12 protein-coding genes are annotated in these 18617 nt (G+C 40.5%); 6 read left to right on the plus strand and 6 right to left on the minus strand.

What is annotated here, in order from left to right:
- Positions 1-131 precede the first annotated feature (131 nt).
- The 5 genes from I6F40_RS15335 to I6F40_RS15355 all read left to right on the plus strand — a co-directional run bounded on the left by I6F40_RS15335 (position 132) and on the right by I6F40_RS15355 (position 9359).
- Positions 132-2879 carry a TonB-dependent receptor gene (locus I6F40_RS15335; protein ID WP_166378297.1) on the plus strand — a complete coding sequence of 916 codons (2748 nt, stop codon included), beginning with the start codon at positions 132-134 and terminating at the stop codon, positions 2877-2879.
- Positions 2880-3073: 194 nt separating this feature from the next.
- On the plus strand, positions 3074-4600 hold the full coding sequence (locus tag I6F40_RS15340; protein WP_166378299.1) for a tryptophan halogenase family protein: 1527 nt from the start codon (positions 3074-3076) through the stop codon (positions 4598-4600).
- 12 nt (positions 4601-4612) lie between these two features.
- Positions 4613-5374, plus strand: coding sequence for a SapC family protein (locus I6F40_RS15345; RefSeq protein ID WP_166378301.1), 762 nt, complete (start codon positions 4613-4615; stop codon positions 5372-5374).
- A 52-nt stretch (positions 5375-5426) separates the two neighbouring features.
- Positions 5427-6905 (plus strand): SLC5 family protein, encoded by a 1479-nt coding sequence (locus I6F40_RS15350; protein WP_007580003.1) that lies wholly within the window; start codon positions 5427-5429, stop codon positions 6903-6905.
- 321 nt (positions 6906-7226) lie between these two features.
- Positions 7227-9359 carry an alpha-galactosidase gene (locus tag I6F40_RS15355; protein ID WP_166378303.1) on the plus strand — a complete coding sequence of 711 codons (2133 nt, stop codon included), beginning with the start codon at positions 7227-7229 and terminating at the stop codon, positions 9357-9359.
- A gap of 160 nt (positions 9360-9519) precedes the next feature.
- Here the strand turns inward: I6F40_RS15355 and recG are convergent, their stop codons facing one another.
- The 3 genes from recG to asnC are packed head-to-tail and all read right to left on the minus strand — an operon-like array spanning position 9520 to position 12846.
- Entirely contained in the window at positions 9520-11601 is a 2082-nt protein-coding gene (gene recG, locus I6F40_RS15360) for an ATP-dependent DNA helicase RecG (protein WP_166378305.1), read from the minus strand.
- Positions 11602-11659: 58 nt separating this feature from the next.
- A complete protein-coding gene (gene trmH / locus I6F40_RS15365; RefSeq protein WP_166378307.1) occupies positions 11660-12346 on the minus strand; it encodes a tRNA (guanosine(18)-2'-O)-methyltransferase TrmH in 687 nt (228 codons plus the stop codon).
- 41 nt (positions 12347-12387) lie between these two features.
- Positions 12388-12846 (minus strand): transcriptional regulator AsnC, encoded by a 459-nt coding sequence (asnC, locus tag I6F40_RS15370; RefSeq protein ID WP_002958822.1) that lies wholly within the window; start codon positions 12844-12846, stop codon positions 12388-12390.
- Positions 12847-13043: 197 nt separating this feature from the next.
- On the opposite strand from asnC, the gene asnA reads away from it, so the two are divergent.
- Positions 13044-14039: an aspartate--ammonia ligase gene (asnA, locus tag I6F40_RS15375; protein WP_166378309.1), complete on the plus strand. Its 996-nt coding sequence runs from the start codon at positions 13044-13046 to the stop codon at positions 14037-14039.
- Positions 14040-14070: 31 nt separating this feature from the next.
- Here the strand turns inward: asnA and I6F40_RS15380 are convergent, their stop codons facing one another.
- From I6F40_RS15380 to spoT, 3 genes are all read right to left on the minus strand, one after another.
- Positions 14071-15678 carry a DUF342 domain-containing protein gene (locus tag I6F40_RS15380; RefSeq protein ID WP_166378311.1) on the minus strand — a complete coding sequence of 536 codons (1608 nt, stop codon included), beginning with the start codon at positions 15676-15678 and terminating at the stop codon, positions 14071-14073.
- Between the two features lie 150 nt (positions 15679-15828).
- On the minus strand, positions 15829-16221 hold the full coding sequence (locus I6F40_RS15385) for a RidA family protein (RefSeq protein ID WP_007580015.1): 393 nt from the start codon (positions 16219-16221) through the stop codon (positions 15829-15831).
- Positions 16222-16233: 12 nt separating this feature from the next.
- Positions 16234-18339, minus strand: coding sequence for a bifunctional GTP diphosphokinase/guanosine-3',5'-bis pyrophosphate 3'-pyrophosphohydrolase (gene spoT, locus I6F40_RS15390; RefSeq protein WP_166378313.1), 2106 nt, complete (start codon positions 18337-18339; stop codon positions 16234-16236).
- Between the last annotated feature and the right edge of the window lie 278 nt (positions 18340-18617).

Below are 18617 nucleotides of genomic sequence, written 5' to 3' on the forward strand. Positions count from 1 at the left end.
ATGCTATCCATAATTCAGGAAAAGGTTGCACTTTTTGCTGGTTTAAAGTATTTATAATATAAATAGTATTTGAAACTATATGCACTACCACAACGACACAACGACTACACACAATCAGGAGTTTTTAAAAAATGATAATTAACAATAAGTTATCGTTCAACAAGAAAACCGCGATCAGTATTGCTATTACTGGCATATTGGCAAGCGGAAACGTTGCAGCTCAAGGCGCTGAAGGCAATACGCCTACAGTAGTAAATGAAGATGTTGAAGTTATCGCAGTAACGGGTATCCGCAGCAGCTTACGTTCATCAATGTTAGATAAAAAAGCATCTAATGTTGTTACAGACGGGATTAAAGCAGAAGATCTTGGTAAATTTCCTGATTTAAACGTAGCAGAATCTCTGCAACGTATTACAGGTGTAGCAATTGACCGTAGTGGTGGTGAAGGCCAAGCGGTAACTATTCGTGGTTTTGGTCCACAATTTAATACTGTACTTGTTAATGGTCGTCAAATTGCGACAGACAGTGCAGGGCGTGAATTCAACTTTGATGTATTAGCTGCAGATCAAATCACCGGTGCTGATATTTATAAAAGTAATACAGCAACGCTTCAAGAAGGCGGCATTGGTGGTACGGTTAACGTAACTACAGCACGTCCTTTTGATTTTGGCGGTTTACATATTTTAGGTTCAGTTAAAGGTATGTACGAAAGCCTTTCTGAAGAAGTATCTCCATCAACATCATTCTTAATAAGTAATACGTTTAACGATGACAAGCTAGGTGTGCTTTTTGCCATCACTAATCAACAACGTAAACTTCAGAATAACCAAATTTTAACGGCTGGTTGGCGCGGTGGCCAAACAATCTCTAATCCAACGGATGGTGTATTGTTTGAAAATGCCTACATTCCACGTAACTGGGATCAAGTTGTTGATGAGCAAGACCGTGAGCGAACAAACGCAAGTTTAGTACTACAATATGCACCGTCTGACGATGTTACGATTACTGTTGATGGCATGATTTCAAAATTTGAAGTTGATTCAACAGTACGCGATTTAGCATCGTGGTTTGAACCAGACCGCGTAGGTAGCGCAACAATTGATCCTGAAACAGGCACGCTTTTAACTTTCTCCCAAGAAGTGGGTTTGGGCGCACCAAGTGGCGATCCGGCAAGTGACTTTGTATCTCACACACGTAACTCACGTGATGTAACTAATAAAGCATTTGGTATTAACGTTGACTGGCAAGTCAACGAGTCATTAAAAGCAAAATTTGACGTATCTCGCTCAACAGCCGAAAACGACCGTGCGGGTAGAGATCGCTTTAACGTTGTAGGTGTTATCAATAGCTATACTTTTGACGGTACAGGCAGCATTCCTACTGTACAGCATGATGGTTTTGAAAATGGTTCGTTGCCAGCTCCAAGCCTAGCGCGACTTCATTACAACGAAATTGGTAATCAATTTACAGATGAAGATGAAATTACTGAAGTAAAAGCCGATTTTGAATATGTGCCAGATAAAGGCCCCGTTGATCGCATTAACTTTGGTGCTTATCGCCAAGAACGTGAAAAATCAAGCTTTCAAATCTTTGGTAGTCAATGTCAGTTCTGTGGTTATGGTACACAAGCACCACTTGATGCAATTGATTTTGAAGCTTATACAGCGAGTAACTACTTCCCTGGTTTAATCGATACATTTTATAGCTACGATGGCGATAAAATGCTTGATTACTTAGCCGATCAAGGTTTCCCAGTAGAGCCAACACTACAAAATAACCGTTACACAATTAACGAAGACATCACTAGCTTATACATGGACTTTACGCTTGGTTTTGACCTTTCAGATATGCCTGTAACAGTTAACTTTGGCGCGCGTTACTCAGAAACTGATATTGAAGTTGCTGCAATACAAAGCTTTATTAGCGATGTAATACCAACATCTGACGCAACATTGTTTCAGAATGTTTTTGGGCCTGCAACGAACATCGAGCAAGGCACTAGCTACTCAAACTTATTACCGTCTTTCAATGTTAAGTTAGAGCTGCAAGACAACATGATTTTACGCTTTGCAGCGTACGACAGTATCACTCGCCCAACTATGTCTCAGCTATCTCCTGCGACAAACTTTAACGAGCCACGTCGTCAAAATTTAACGGCAAGTGGTGGTAACCCAGCACTTAAACCATTCCAGTCTGAAAACTGGGATATTTCTTACGAGTGGTACTACAACGATGCTAACTTATTTAGCTTTGCAGTATTTAGTAAAGAAGTAGATGACTTTATTGTTACCCTAACAGGTGCAGAAACATACGAAATGTCTGACCGTTCAGGTCCTGATTTTGCGTGTACTACATGTACAGACCAAACAGATGACGAACTTATTGGTAGCTCAGAAGTTTACACTGCAAGTCGTCCTCAAAATGGTGAGTCTGCAACTGTAACCGGTTTTGAAGTCGGTGTTACTCACATGTTTGAAAATGGCTTTGGTTTTATTGCCAATGCAACTGTTGTGAATAGCGACATTAGTGTGGGTGACGATACTACACAAACATTTGCACTTGAAGGTTTAGGGGATTCACAAAACTTAATATTTTTCTATGAGCAAGAAAACTGGCAAGCACGTGTTGCATTTAACAACCGTGAAGGCTTTTTACGCTTAGTTGATAACGGCTTTAACGGTGAACCAGTTAACGTAGAAACTTACGGTCAGTGGGATATTAGTGCAAGTTACGATATTAACGAAAACTTCACTATTTTTGCGGAAGGCATCAATATTACTGAAGAAGAGCTAGTACAAACAGGTCGTTTTGCTAACCAAATCTATTCAGTAGAAGATAATGGCTCACGTTACGCGTTTGGTATTCGCGGATCGTTTTAATTAATGATGGAGGCGTATTTTTCGCCTATTAGTTTTCATTACAGCACCAAGGTGCTAATACCAATTAGGTTAATTTAGCAGTAATGTATATTAGTTAACCTAATTGGCTAAAATGAATACACATTAAATCAAAATGCCCTAACGGGCATTTGTTGTATAAAACGTTATCAAAAATACTCAAAGAGTAGTCCATTATGAATAAAGCAATAAAAACAGTAGCGGTAGTTGGCGGTGGTACAGCAGGATGGCTGAGCGCTGCAATTATAGCTTCGTATCACCAAGGTCAAAATGGTGACGGCTTAAAAGTGATGTTGGTTGAATCGTCAGACATTCCAACTATTGGCGTAGGTGAAGGTACCTGGCCCACGATGAAAAACACACTTCAGCAAATAGGCTTGCGTGAAGTCGATGTGTTTAAAGCCTGTAATGCTACCTTCAAACAAGGCGGGAAGTTTGTAAATTGGACTCATGGCAATAATGACTTTTACTACCATCCATTTACTGTACCGCTAGGCTACGGCCGTATAGATTTAGCCCCATATTTAGATAATGTTGCAGACTTTGCACAGCAAACTAATTTTCAACATGATATTTGCGAAGCAAGCTTAGCCCCAAGAGGTATAGCGCAAGGTGAATATCAAGGTAATTGTAATTACGCTTATCACTTAGATGCCGGCGCTTTTGCAGAAATGCTTAAACAGCATTGTAAAAGTAAGCTTGGCGTAGAGCATATTATTGGTACTGTTGATCAAGTAAAGCTTGATGACGAGGGTGCAATAAATGAGCTTACTCTAAAAGATCAAACCCGCACTATAAACGCCGACTTATTTATAGACTGTACTGGTTTTTCATCATTGTTATTAGGCCAAGCGCTCAACGTACCGTTTAAAAAAATGGACCACGTGCTATTTAACGACAGCGCATTGGCTATGCAAGTCCCTTACAATGAAAACGAGCAGCTTCTTGCCAGCCATACCATAGCAACAGCGCAAAACGCTGGATGGATTTGGGATATAGGTTTAACGCACCGCCGAGGTGTAGGGCATGTTTATTCAAGCAAATTTTTATCAGACGATGAAGCAGAGCAAAACCTAAGAGACTATTTAGGCGATGCAGCAAACGGTTTAACTGCCCGTAAAATTAGTTTTGAATCAGGATACCGTGAGAAGTTTTGGCATAAAAATTGTGTTGCCATTGGTATGTCGGCAGGGTTTGTAGAGCCGCTTGAAGCAACCGCTATTATGCTTGTTGAAATTTCAGCACGCTTTGTAGCAGAGCACATGCCAGCAGACACACAAGTAATGCCTATTGTAGCTAAACGCTTTAACGAGCAGATGGATTACCGCTGGCAGCGTATTATCGACTTTTTAAAGCTGCATTACATGCTAACCAAGCGCCCAGAACCTTACTGGCAAGCACATGTACAGCCCGATACTATCCCACAAACCCTGCAAGAAGATTTACTTCTTTGGGGAAGCCGTGGCCCGCTTATTCAAGATTTTCATGGCGCATTAGAGTTATTCCCTGCCGCCAGTTATCAGTATGTTTTGTACGGTATGGGCTTTAAGCCTGACTTTACTAAACAAGCATATTTGTATTCACAGCATGTGCAAGCCAAACAAATAATTGAACGTAACAGCCAGCTTACACAGCAGATGTTGCAAACTTTGCCGCCTCACCGTGCTTTTATAGAGCAGTGGTTAGCAGCTAACCCAGTTTAAGGATGTGTAACTATGGCTATTAGTGGACTAGTAAACACCAAACACCAAACATTAAAAATTAACCCCAATGCAGCCGTTGAATATGCAAAAACGCAGCATTTAGTTAATTTAAGAGCAAATGAAATAGCAAAAGCAGCCTGCGACTTACCTATTTTTTTAGCACGTAATACACAAAATGGTAGTTATACCGTATCAGCGTTAACCAGCTTTAGTGCAGGTCAAAGTTTATTGGTTAATAACAACCAATGGCAGGCACTTTACACGCCGGTATGTATGCAAACCCAGCCTCTTTATTTAATGACCCGAGAAGCAAATAGTAGCGATTATTTTATCGCGATTGATGATCAAAGCTCAGCCGTAAACACGCAGCAAGGTGAGGCACTATTTGATGCTAAAGGTAACCCGAGTTTATTTTTAAGTGCACAGCAAAAACTGTTAGAAAGCGACTTAAAAAATGACTATCAAACGTATCAATTTACCCAAGAAATTACTCGGTTAGGGCTCATTAAAAACATAGATATTGTATTGCAGTTTGAACAAGGCGAAACCCAAACTATTCAAGGTTTGAGCACCGTTGATGAAGACAAACTGCAAACATTAAATAGCAATACCGTTGCAGAACTACAAAAGCAGGGTTACTTGAGTGTGCTTAACAGCATGCTTATTTCACTGTTTCAGTTAAATGCATTGGTAAAGCTGCATAACCAACGTCCCGAACTTATGCCTTTAAAGCAGATTAAGTTAGAACTAAGTCGAGATGCGCACGCGCTGTAGCGTGCATTTTTTATTACACAGACATTGCGCATAACGCGCAGGAGACACACACATGTCAGATAACATTTTACAGCTGGTGGTTTTTGTTTTTGTCACCGCTTTAATTGGTGGCCTTACTTATTGGAAATGCCGAGGCCAAAATCGCAATAACGGACAAAGCCAAACCAAAGAGTATTTTTTAGCAGGCGGTGGTCTTACTTGGATGTTTGTTGCAGGTTCAATAACACTTACTAATTTAAGTACTGATCAGCTTGTAGGCATGAATGGTAACCAAATGGCTTTACTGGTTTGGTGGGAGCTTGCAGCAATTATAGGTTTGATTATTTTAGCCAAAGTGTTCATTCCTGTTTATTACAAATACAACTGTACAACGACCACAGAGCTTTTAGAAAAACGCTATAACAACAAACATATTCGCGCTGTTATTGGTGGTTTATTCTTTTTAGGTAATGCACTTATTTATATGCCAGCGGTTATTTATTCTGGCGCGCTATTTATGCAAACCATGTTTAAGGTTGATATTCCGCTAATGTATATCGCCACCGCATTTGCTATTATTGGTGCTGTTTATGCGTTTTTTGGCGGTCTGCGAGCAGTTGCTGTATCGGATACCTACAATGGCATACTTGTACTAGGCATGGCTGTTTTAGTCGTATTTTTAGCACTTAATGCTATTGATTATGACTTTACGGGTATTCCTGAGGAGCGCTTAACACTCATAGGCGATGCTGACTCACCTATTCCGTGGCCGACACTTTTAACCGGTATGATCTTTATTCAAATGTATTACTGGGGTACTAACCAAACAATCACACAGCGAGCAATGGCAGCACCTAATGTTAAAGAAGCGCAAAAAGGTATATTTGCAGCTGCGGGTATTCGTTTTTTAATCGTCCCTGCAATTGTGGTATTACCGGGTATTATTTCGTTTAAACTTTATGGCGATATTGGCGACGCGGCTTATGGTCGAATTGTGGGTGATGTAATGCCAGCATGGTTAACCGGTGTGTTCGCAGCGGCAATGGCAGCAGCTGTACTCTCAACTTACAACAGCTTATTAAATTCAGCTACAGCACTATATGTGTGTGACATTCACGAAGCGTACTTTAATAAAGAGCCAAGTGTTGTAAAGCTAAGTGGTTACGTAACATTGCTACTAACAAGCTTAACACTGGTACTTGTACCAATTTACCAGCAAGCAGACAGTATTATTAACTTACTACAGCAATTAAATGGCTTATTAAGTATGCCTATATTCTCAATTTTTGTAGTGGGCTTATTATTTAAAAATGTTGATGCACGAGCGGGTATTGCAGCAGTAATTTTAGGTGTTGTAATGTACGGCATGCTTACATTTGCAAACTCACCACTGCATACTGACATTCATTACATTCACTTAATGCCAATTACACTGATTGTATGTGTCGCTTTTGCATTGATAGTAAATAAAGTGGTATTTGGTTTAAATGCACAGTGGGCAGGTAAAACACCAGCACTTGATGACGCAGGCCAAGCACAAGTACAAAAATAACGTATAAATAGTTTAAGCTGACAAAATCGGTCATGGGGGAACTCTGGCCGATTTTTTATATGTATTAAAAGCAACATGAGAACTTCAAAGCGAAGGTTAGTTTAATACTTTTTATTACAGTGGTACTTCCAGTGAGTTTATCTGACTATTTGCGATGTAAAGACTATCAAAACCTAATTTATATGATATATACTATTATTATTGAATGTCACTGTCTGATAGATTGTGGCTCAAGCAAAGAGATACATTTAGTACATAGTGTAGCTTACTAATTTTCGTTATATTTATAACTCACACAATGAACAAGAGGATAGGAAAATCATGGCCGACACTAAATCATTTTATCGATTAGACAGTGTAAACAGCACCGTTATTTTCGACTGCCAGAGCAAAACACCGGCGTTACTGTACTTTGGTAAACGCCTATCTGAGCAAACAACAGAAACAATGCTAACTCAGCTTGCTACGCGTCAAGAAGTAAAATGTGCCGTGGTTGAAGAAGCGCCTATTTCTCTATCTCCGTTATTAGGCGAAGGCTTTACTGGTGCGCCAGGGCTTGAGCTAGTAAATGATTCAATCGCATGGTCAGTAGGGCCACAACTTCAAGAAGTTCGTCAGCCTTCAGCCGCAACACTTGAATTTGTAAGCGTAGATAAGCTTCGTGGTATTGAAGTCGTGCACAGCATTACACTTGATAAAAGCACTGACGTACTTAGTGCACATACTGTATTAACTAATTTAGGCGGCTCACCACTGGGCGTTAATTTTTGCGCCGCGCCAACATTTCAATTGCCAGATAGCGTAAGCAAAATAGTGAGCTTTGAAGGTCGTTGGTCAAACGAATTCCAGCGTCAATCGGTTGATTTAGTCTTAGGCAGTTTTGTTCGTGAAAACCGTAAAGGCAAAACATCACACGATGTATTTCCTGGTTTATTAGTGCATAACGAAAATGCAGGCGAGCAGCACGGCGAATGTTACGGCTTTCATTTAGGTTGGAGCGGCAACAATAAACTACGCGCAGAGCTTCTAGCTGAAGGTCGTCGTTACGTGCAAATGGGTGAGCTATTACTTCCTGGTGAGCTTACGCTTGCTAAAGGTCAAACGTATCAAAGCCCGAGCATTTATGGCTCGTTTTCGAGTGAAGGCTTTAGTGCGCTTTCTCGTAATTTTCATCGTTTTGTTAAAGCTAATTTACTTAGCCAAGCACAGCGTGAAAAAACGCGTCCTGTGCATTACAACACATGGGAAGGCATTTACTTTGATCACGACGTAGACACGCTTAAGCAGCTAGCCGACAAAGTAGCGCCGTTAGGTATTGAACGTTTTGTACTTGATGATGGTTGGTTTAAAGGCCGCCGTGGCGATAACGCTGGTTTAGGTGATTGGACAGTAGATTACAAAATTTACCCCGATGGTTTATCACCAGTTATTGATCATGTGAATAGCTTAGGTATGGAGTTTGGTATTTGGTTTGAACCAGAAATGGTCAACCCTGATAGCGATTTATACCGTGCGCATCCTGATTGGGTTTTAGGATCTGAAAACAACGAACAGTTAAGCTTTAGAAATCAGCTAGTACTTGATTTAACCCGCTCTGAGGTTGTTGAGTACCTATACAAAGCGATTGACGATATTTTAGTTGAATACCCAACTATTAAGTACATTAAATGGGATATGAACCGCGATATTAACCATGCGGGTAATTTTGATGGTAAGCCTGCTGTGCACCAGCAAACATTGGCACTTTATCGTTTAATTGATCGTATTAAAGCGGCGCATCCAGGGCTTGAAATAGAAAGCTGTTCGTCAGGTGGTGCACGTGTAGATTACGGCGTACTTGCACACACAGACCGTGTATGGACGTCAGATTCAAACGATGCGCTTGATCGCCTTGAAATACAGCGTGGATGTTCGTTCTTTTTCCCATCGTCGGTTATGGGGGCACACGTAGGCCCACGTGATTGTCATATCACAGGGCGTAATGTAAGTATTGAAATGCGTGCTGCGGTATCAATGTTTGGCCACATGGGAATCGAAATGGACCCACGTGAACTGAACGATCACGAATACAATGCACTTAAAGCGGCAATAGCACTACACAAAGAGCATCGTGAGTTTATTCATAGCGCCGATTTATACCGCCTAGATAGCGACGATTTATCAATTAACTTTGGTTTAATCGATGAGCAAAAAACAAAAGCGTTATTTGCCTATAACAGCGTTCGCGAAACACCGCGTACAGCGCCTAATAAGCTTCGTTTTGTTGGCCTAGATGCCGATGCGCAGTACACACTTAATTTAGTGTGGCCGGTAAAATTTGACGAGTATCGCCCATCTTCTATTGCTGCGGTAAATGGTCAAACATTTACAGGTGAAGCGCTAATGCAGTTTGGTTTACAAATGCCAATATCATTCCCGCAAACATCGCTTATTTTTGAGCTTAACAAAGCTTAAATTTAACTAAGAGCAGTAAAAGGCGCTAATCGCTTTTATGCTGCTTAGCTTAGATATCAGTAGTCAGCTCTATATTGTTTAGGGCTAGCTTTTTTATATCCTTTGTAAGCTAATTTAGTAAATTAACTTAGTAAACTCAAAAGTATCGAAAATAGAGTGGTTACGCTTGCGCGTAATTTTGCTTGTTACCCAACCAGCGTTGAATTAGTGGGTCAACAACCTCTGGGTGTTGCTTAAGCATTTGCTGTGCAATCGGTCTTACTTGATTAAGTATGTGCTTATCACGGGTAAGATCGGCAATTTTAAACTCGGCTAACCCTGTTTGTTTTGTACCGAGCACTTCACCAGGGCCACGAATTTCTAAATCGCGCTCTGCTATTACAAAACCATCGTTACTATCGCGTAGTACGCCTAATCGCTTTTGAGCGGTATGAGACAGCGGCGCATGGTATAAAAGCACGCAATGCGATGCAGTAGCGCCACGGCCAACTCGCCCACGTAACTGATGCAGCTGTGCTAAGCCTAAGCGCTCAGGGTTTTCTATAATGATTAAGCTCGCATTAGGGACATCTACACCAACTTCAATAACCGTAGTGGCAACCAAAACATGTATATTACCTGCTTTAAACTCGCTCATAATGGCTTGTTTTTCAGCTGATTTCATTCGCCCATGTACTAAACCTACGTTTAGCTCTGGTAGCGCTTCTTTTAACTGTAGTGCACTGTCTTCGGCGGCTTGGCATTGCAGTACTTCAGATTCATCAATAAGTGTACACACCCAATAAACTTGGCGGCCTTGCTCGTTACACGCTAATTTAACGCGAGCAATAATATCGTCCCTGCGAGTATCAGGAAGTGCCACTGTTGTAATTGGCGTACGCCCAGGAGGTAGCTCGTCAATCACAGAGGTTTCTAAGTCGGCATAGGCGGTCATAGCGAGCGTACGTGGGATAGGTGTTGCGGTCATAACTAGTTGATGAGGGTAACAATCACCAAACTTACCCTTTTCGCGCAGTGATAAACGCTGGTGGACACCAAAGCGGTGTTGTTCATCAATAACGATAAGCACTAAGTTATTAAACTTAACTTCATCTTGAAATAAAGCGTGAGTACCTACAATCATTTGCGCCTCACCGGAGGCTATTTTTTCAAGTGTTGCTACGCGCTCTTTGCCTTTTGTTTTACCGCCAAGCCAAGCAACGGTTATACCTAGTTGATTAAACCACGTTGTAAAATTAACGCCATGTTGCTCTGATAAAATTTCAGTAGGAGCCATTAAAGCTACTTGAAAGCCCTGCGCAATGGCTGTTAGTGCACTAAGTGCTGCTACTAGGGTTTTACCTGAGCCTACATCGCCTTGTACTAAACGCATCATTGGATACGCGTGTTGCATGTCACCTTTAATTTCAGCAACTACGCGGCTTTGCGCATTTGTGGGTGCAAAAGGAAGTTGCTCTAAAAATTGGCTTTCTAATGTGTTTACCGGATTTAATGCGACGGCCTTAACTTGTTGCCCTTGCTCTCGTACTTTTAATAAGCTGAGGTTTTGAGCAAGTAACTCCTCAAATACAAGGCGCTGTTGGGCAGGGTGAGTACCTTGCTCTAATGCAGTCACATCAACATCATTTGGTGGGCGGTGCAGTAATAATAAGGCGTCACTTAGCGGTATATTTGATGGCTGCCACTGTGAAGGCAGTAGTTCTTCTACTGAGTATTTATGTAGTAAATCAATAGCCTGCTCGCTTAAAGCCCTAATCGATAGTTGCTTTAAACCTTCGGTTGTTGAATAAACGGGCGTTAATGTGGTCGCTACTGGTTGCTCGTTAGAGGTATCGCTGATGCTGTATTCAGGATGGTTCATTTCAAAGCCAACACGGCCACGGCGCACTTCACCAAAACAACGTATTATTTTACCTGCACTAAATGCGTTTTTTTGTGCGGCGGTAAAATTAAAAAATCGTAGTGTTAGCCTGCCAGTACCGTCATTGATTTGGCAAACAAGCATGCGCCTTTTACCAAACGTAATTTGGCTTGTTTCAATTGTTGCTTCAACACTTACGTGGCTGTGAAGTGACAACTCGCTAATCGCGTATAAGCGAGTGCGATCTTCATAGCGAAGTGGCAAATGAAAAAGCATATCTTGCACAGTTAAAATACCTAGCTTTAACAAACGCTCAGCCATTTTTGGGCCGACCCCTTTGAGCTCTGTAATTGGGTATTGATTTAAGCTAGGTTTAGACAAAGTGTATCAATCTTATTATTTGTGAGTAGGCTAAGTGTACTTACAGAACTTTAGCCCATCAAGTATGTTTTAAAGCTTGCCAAAATTGCTCGTCAGCGACTATTTCGCCGTTTGCATCAAGTGCGGGGTAGGGTAATTTTTTTTGTTTACACTGCCTCGCGATAATAGGATGGCAGCCTTCAAAGTAAAGTGGGTGCTTAACTTCGGCGCTCAGCATATCTCTATTATATAAACCAGCCAGCTCGCGTTGGCGCTGTGCTTCAAACAATATTAGCGCAGCAGCAACCGAAACATTTAGTGATTGCACCATGCCTTGCATTGGAATAATAATATTTTGATCGGCATATTCTAGGGCTTTTTCTGATATCCCCGTTTTTTCTTGTCCAACAATAATAGCCGTTGGCTTGGTGTAATCTACTTCTCTAAAATCAACGGCATCTTCTGATAGATGAGTCGCGAGTATTTGTATTTCTGGATTGCGTTCACGCATTGCAGTAACGGCATCATCAATATTTCTATGTAAGTGCGTCTCTAGCCAGTTTTTACTGCCACCTGAGGTATTATTTGTTAGCCATTTTTGCTTTTCAGGCCATACAGCATGTACGTGATGGCAACCAACCGCATCAGCACTTCGTACTATTGCAGATAAGTTATGGTGTTTGTGCACGTCTTCTAAACACACGGTTAGGTCTGTTTGACGGCGCGAAAGTACGTCTTCGATTCTTTGATAGCGAGTTTGCTGCATGGTTATCCTCTTTTTTCGGCAATTATACGAGATTTTTGTAGTTAAGGCATTACCGTACGGCTAATTGGGTTTTGTAGAGAAATGAGTGTCTCTGTTGACTGAATGGCTTCTATTGCCTGTATTTTATTAATCAGCACATCTTGTAAGTGATCAATGGACTTTGTCATTACCTTTATAAATATACTGTAGTTACCTGTTGTGTAATAAGCCTCTACCACTTCCTCCAATGCTTCTAGCTTTATAAGCGTTTGCGGGTAATCACGTGCGTTATTTAAATTAATACCTATAAAGCAGCATACATCGTAGCCTAGCTGTTTAGTATTAATCGTTAATTGGGTGCCTGTAATGATCCCTGCTTGCTTCATTTTTTCAATTCTTACGTGAATTGTCCCTGCGCTTACATTAAATCTTTTTGCTAATTCGGCGTACGCAGTACGGGCATTTGCCATTAACGCATGAAGTATCTGTTTATCGAGATTATCGATTAAATAATTTTCCATTATATTTTTCTCATGAAATTATCGAATATATGCTTTTTATACCATTTAATTGATGGTTTTTATATATTAAAGCTATTTTTGTTATGGGATGTTGAATTAATCCTTTAAATCGTTACATTAACTTCATTAAGGGCGTTAATTAGATCGCTTTTTATCAATTAAGCAAGTAGCAATAACTGGGAATGAGGCCAATTATTATGAGTTCACACTATGTGCAGCAACAGCAGCAAATAAGTAAAGTTAAGCAATTTTTTTCACAACAACTAGAAACCCAACTTGGGCTGGTTGAGGTTCAAGCCCCAATTTTGGCTAAGGTTGGCGACGGTACGCAAGATAACTTAAGCGGCCATGAAAACGCAGTTGCTGTAAATGTGAAAGCGATTACAGATAGCCGCTACGAAGTGGTGCATTCACTGGCTAAGTGGAAACGTAAAACATTGGCAACTTATGGCTTTAGTGTTGGTGAGGGTATTTACACTCAAATGAAGGCTTTGCGCCCAGATGAAGATTCATTAAGTCCTATTCATTCTGTATATGTTGATCAGTGGGATTGGGAAAAAGTAATTAACGAAACGACAGAACGTTCGCTGGCAACACTAAAGCAAACTGTTCAATCTATTTATAAAGGAATAAAAGAGACGGAAGCTTTTGTAAGCGAGTCTTATGGTTTAACGCCATTTTTACCGGACGATATTAAGTTTGTGCACAGTGAAGAGCTACGTATAATGTATCCTGATTTTAGTGCTAAGCAACGCGAAAAAGCCATTGCACAAGAATATGGTGCTGTATTTTTAATTGGTATTGGTGGCGCACTCGGAGATGGCAAAATTCACGATGTAAGAGCCCCAGATTACGATGATTGGTCTACGCCAACATGCGATCAATACATGGGCTTAAATGGCGATATTTTGGTATGGAACCCAGTGCTTGAAAATGCATTTGAAATATCATCAATGGGTATACGTGTAAGTCCGGAGGTTTTAAAAGCGCAGTTAAGTACTACTGGAGATGAAGACCGCTTAGAGTTTGATTGGCATAAAGCGCTACTACAAAGTAAATTTCCGCAAACAATTGGCGGTGGAATAGGGCAGTCGCGACTAGCGATGCTATTGCTGCAAAAGCAGCATATTGGCCAAGTGCAAGTGGGTGTATGGCCGCAGCATACACATGCTGAGGTAAGTGACTTACTATAGTAATAAAACCAAAGTGCTTCTAGCACTTTGGTTATGACGTTTTAAATTCAATTGCTATTTTATTATTTTCTAATTTAACGGTACATGGTGGATAATTACGGGTTGTTTTAAAAACTTTGTTAAATATGTGAATTTCTACGCCAGAATGTAGAATATAGTTCGCAGTAAAACGTGCGTCGTTAAGTAGGTTATGTAAGTCATGCTCTAAATTAGAAAGTTGTTTTTCTAATTGCTCGGATTGTTGGCAATAATGCTGCTGGGTTGCGCCAATTTTATTAATCAGTAAATTCTTTTTTTCTATGTCGGCGACTAAACTTGTTTTTTCTAGTGCGGCTTGAAGCGTATCTAATTGCTCATCTGTTTTAGCTAAATCTTTAAAACAACTATCGGTCTTTGCCGTTATTTCAGTAGCTGATACTGCCAAGTTAATTATCATTTTGGCCCCAGATTCATTACCTATTTCACCAGCAATGAGCATAGTTGCATCAAGTATTTCACCACCGAAAATCTTCCCCTTGGGCAGCTCAGATTGACCAACTTGCAATAAACGCTTGGCTTTCATTACACAGTGGCTTGTTTGGCGCTCAATAAATATATTATTCGCCTCTAGGTAGCTATATTGTGAATGAGAGACATGAATATCACCTTGTGCAACTAGTTTACAAGAAAGTGATTGTTCATCAGCTTTTTGATGGCCAATAATACCCTGCTTAACTGTTATATCTCCACTCGCGGTAAGCTCGCCTGATTCTACGGTACCAAATATAGTAATATCGCCTTTGGCGTTTACTTTCATACCTGGTTCTATATTGCGAGTGACGATAACACTGCCCTCAAAATCAATATGGCCGCTTTTTACGTTCACGTCTGAAATGGTAAAAATATCATCTACACGCATACCATTATTTATTTCAACGGGGACACCTGCAATAGTTGAGACTAACTCAAGCGGATTCATTTTTGATATTTCAGTGCCTTCGCCTGCTACTAATTGTTTATTTTCTCCAGGCTTTGCGGGCAGTATGTCACCTATTACGGTAAAGCCTTCTTTGCCGGGAGTTGCTGGTTGTTGACGAATAAGCACAGAGCCAGGCTCTACGCTTGCAAGTTTACCAAAGTCACGCATATCCACACTGCCATCTTCTTGGAGCTTGGGTGTTTTTAAACGATCTTTTAAAGTTTTTACTGTTGCAATTAATTTGCTAGCTAAACCGTCACTTGGGAGCCTACCCTTAGCTAATACGCCTTTAACTACAGTACCTGCAGAATGCTCAAATTGCTTTTGCAGTAATTGTTCTAAAAATGCCTGTTTATAGCCACGAACAATCCCGGCTTTAACAAGCTGTTTTTTTGCATCCTCTAAATTTAATAACTTTCCACCTTGGGCAAGCGTTAGTTCACCAATAGCCAGCATTTTATCGTCGCTGATGGTTACATTTAATGCAGCATCATGTTTACTTGCCACAACAAGTATTTGTTCAGAGGTTTCATTTTTAAAAAAATCGTTTATGGATTCATGATCGATTTTACACTCACAAAAACTAGACTTTTCAAGAGCCCCTAAAATAAATGCAGCGCTGGGAGGAGTATGCTCTTTTACATTAAGTACAACATTTCCATTATGGGAAAGCTTAAACACGAGTTAATCCTTTTTCACTACTTTAGTTGAGTTTATTTATAAAAATACAACTATAGATTGCTAGAAATTTACTTTTGAGTCAAGAAGTCAGAAAAAGCGAAGTACAAAGAAAAAATAAAGGCTATAGAGAAGCTCTATAGCCTGCAATACTTAATTGGTAGAAGGTAATTCCATTATCCCGTCTATTTCAACTTGTGCACCTTTTGGTAGTGCACGAACACCTAATGCAGCTCTCGCTGGGTAAGGTTGTTTAAAGTATTGGCTCATCACTTCATTTACAGTGGCGAAGTTAGATAGATCAGTTAGGTAAATATTGATTTTAACTAAATCGTGAATTTTTCCGCCTGCTTCTTCACATACCGCAGCAATATTTTTAAATACCTGATGCGTTTGCTCGCTAAAATCTTCTGAAATCATTTCCATCGTTTCTGGAACTAGTGGAATTTGACCAGATAAATAAACAGCGGTACCTACTTTAACTGCTTGGCTATAAGTGCCAATAGCTGCGGGTGCTTTGTCGGTAGAGATAAATGCTTTATTCATGTGCTTCCTATTTTATTTTTTACGATAGACTTTTTGTACATCAGGCATAACGCGAATGCGGCGCATAATGTTAGCAACGTGGATACGGTTTTTAACGGTAACCCCTAAATCTATCACGTATAAATTACTTTCTTTTTCATCGGTGGTAATTTCGACAATATTGGCTTGGGTTGTAGTAACAACATTGGTTAATTTAGCCAGAGCTCCTTGATGATTAATAATTTCAACTCTCAGAGCTGCAATATATTCTTTCTCTGGGTTATCGTCCCATTTTACAACTAAGTATTTAGAGCGCTCATTTTCCCAGCCACGGATGTTTTTACATTCTTGGCGGTGAACGGTCAGACCTTTACCTTGGCTTATATGAGCCGTAATAGCATCGCCTGGTACAGGTCGGCAACACTTAGAGTAATTCACTAACATGCCTTCAGTACCAATAATGGTCGCTTTAGCTTGGCTTGTTATATCAGTTAAATCGTCATTGTCATTTTGCAATAAGCGCTTGGCAATTAACATACTCATTAAGTTACCAGAGCCAATTTCTACAAGTAATTCAAGAAGCGTAGTTAGTTCGTGCTCTTCAAGTACTCTCGCTATATTTTCATCAGCAATGCTATCTAATTTGTTTTCGCCTAATGCTGAATCAAGTAAACGACGTCCTAAAAGCATAGCCTCTTCATGATGCTGGCTTCTAAGGTAATTACGAACACCTAAGCGTGCTTTACCAGTAACAATAAAGTTTAGCCATGTTGCATTAGGGTGGGCACCTGAGCTTGTTATTATCTCTATGGTTTGCCCTGTATCTAATGGCCTACTTAAAGGATGTGGCTTGCGATTAACGCGAGCGCCTACACAAGTGTTGCCTACATCAGTATGAACAGCATACGCAAAATCGACTGCGGTAGCGCCCATTGGTAGCTCAACAATACGACCATCAGGTGTAAATACGTAAATTTCTTCTGGGAATAGCTCGGTTTTTACGTTTTCAATAAATTCAAACGATGAACCCGCACTTTGCTGAAGCTCTAATAAGCTTTGCATCCATTGGCGAGCACGTTGCTGCGAAGTATTACCTGCACCATCACCTGATTTTTTATACATCCAGTGCGCCGCTACACCTTTGTCGGCCATCTGATCCATATCGTGAGTACGAATCTGAATCTCAACAGGTATTCCGTGTGGGCCAACTAATGAAGTATGAAGCGATTGGTAACCATTAGTTTTTGGTACAGCAATATAATCTTTAAAGCGTGTTTCTATAGGCTTATAAAGACTATGAGCCACACCTAATACGCGATAACACGTATCCATAGAATCAACTGCAATTCTAAACGCGTAAATATCCATAACTTCGTTAAATAGCAGTTCTTTATTAAGCATTTTTTTATAAATACTATATAAATGTTTCTCACGGCCTGACACAGTCGCTTTAATGCCTGACTCTTCAAGACGTGCTTCTATTTCATGTTGGATATTAGTGATAACTTCTTTGCGATTACCACGTGCTTTAGCTACTTCAGATTTAAGTGCGCGATGACGCATTGGATATAAAGCTTGAAAACCTAAGTCTTCAAGCTCATTTTTAATATCGTGAATACCTAAGCGGTTTGCTATTGGCGCATAAATCTCAAGCGTTTCACGTGCTATTCTGCGGCGCTTATCTGGGCGCAGTGCCCCTAAAGTACGCATATTGTGCGTTCTATCAGCAAGCTTGATTAAAATAACTCGAATATCTTGAGTCATTGCCATAATCATTTTGCGGTAGTTTTCAGCTTGGAATTCTTTTTTATCTTTAAAGCTGAGCTTATCGAGCTTACTTACACCTTCAACGAGTTCTGCCACAGTTTCGCCAAAAATTTCGGCTAAATCTTGTTGGCTAAAATCAGTATCTTCAATTACATCATGCATTAGCGCGGCCATGAGCGTTTCGTGATCAAGATGCATGCCTGCAAGAATTTGAGTTACTTCGACTGGATGAGTTATGTAAGGTTCGCCACTTGAGCGAGTTTGTCCTTCATGGGCCTCTCGGGCTACCACGTAAGATTTTTGAACCAGCTCTACATCAGCAGCGGGCAAGTATTCTGAAATTTTCTTTTTAAGACCTTCAAAAAGATACATTCACACTCCAATGTTCTAGGGCCTGTTGACCTTTCAGGATTAAAATTTGTTCAATCTAGGGGCGATTTAATCGCGGCGCGAGGCTTTTAGCCTAGCGGGCTAAGTAAAAATCGAGCAACAAAGAGTAAATTGCCCCTAGGCAGAACCCTTTGGGCAGCACATGTTTGGCATTTATGCTGCGTTATCGCCTATTTATGGGAAATAACCACACTACATAGGCTCTGCCTTGCCTAAATACCAAGCATACTGCTGCAAATTTAACCTCGAAAGGTCAACAG

Origin of the sequence: Pseudoalteromonas sp. SWXJ133, from assembly GCF_015864365.1 — a bacterium.
Lineage (GTDB): Bacteria > Pseudomonadota > Gammaproteobacteria > Enterobacterales > Alteromonadaceae > Pseudoalteromonas > Pseudoalteromonas arctica.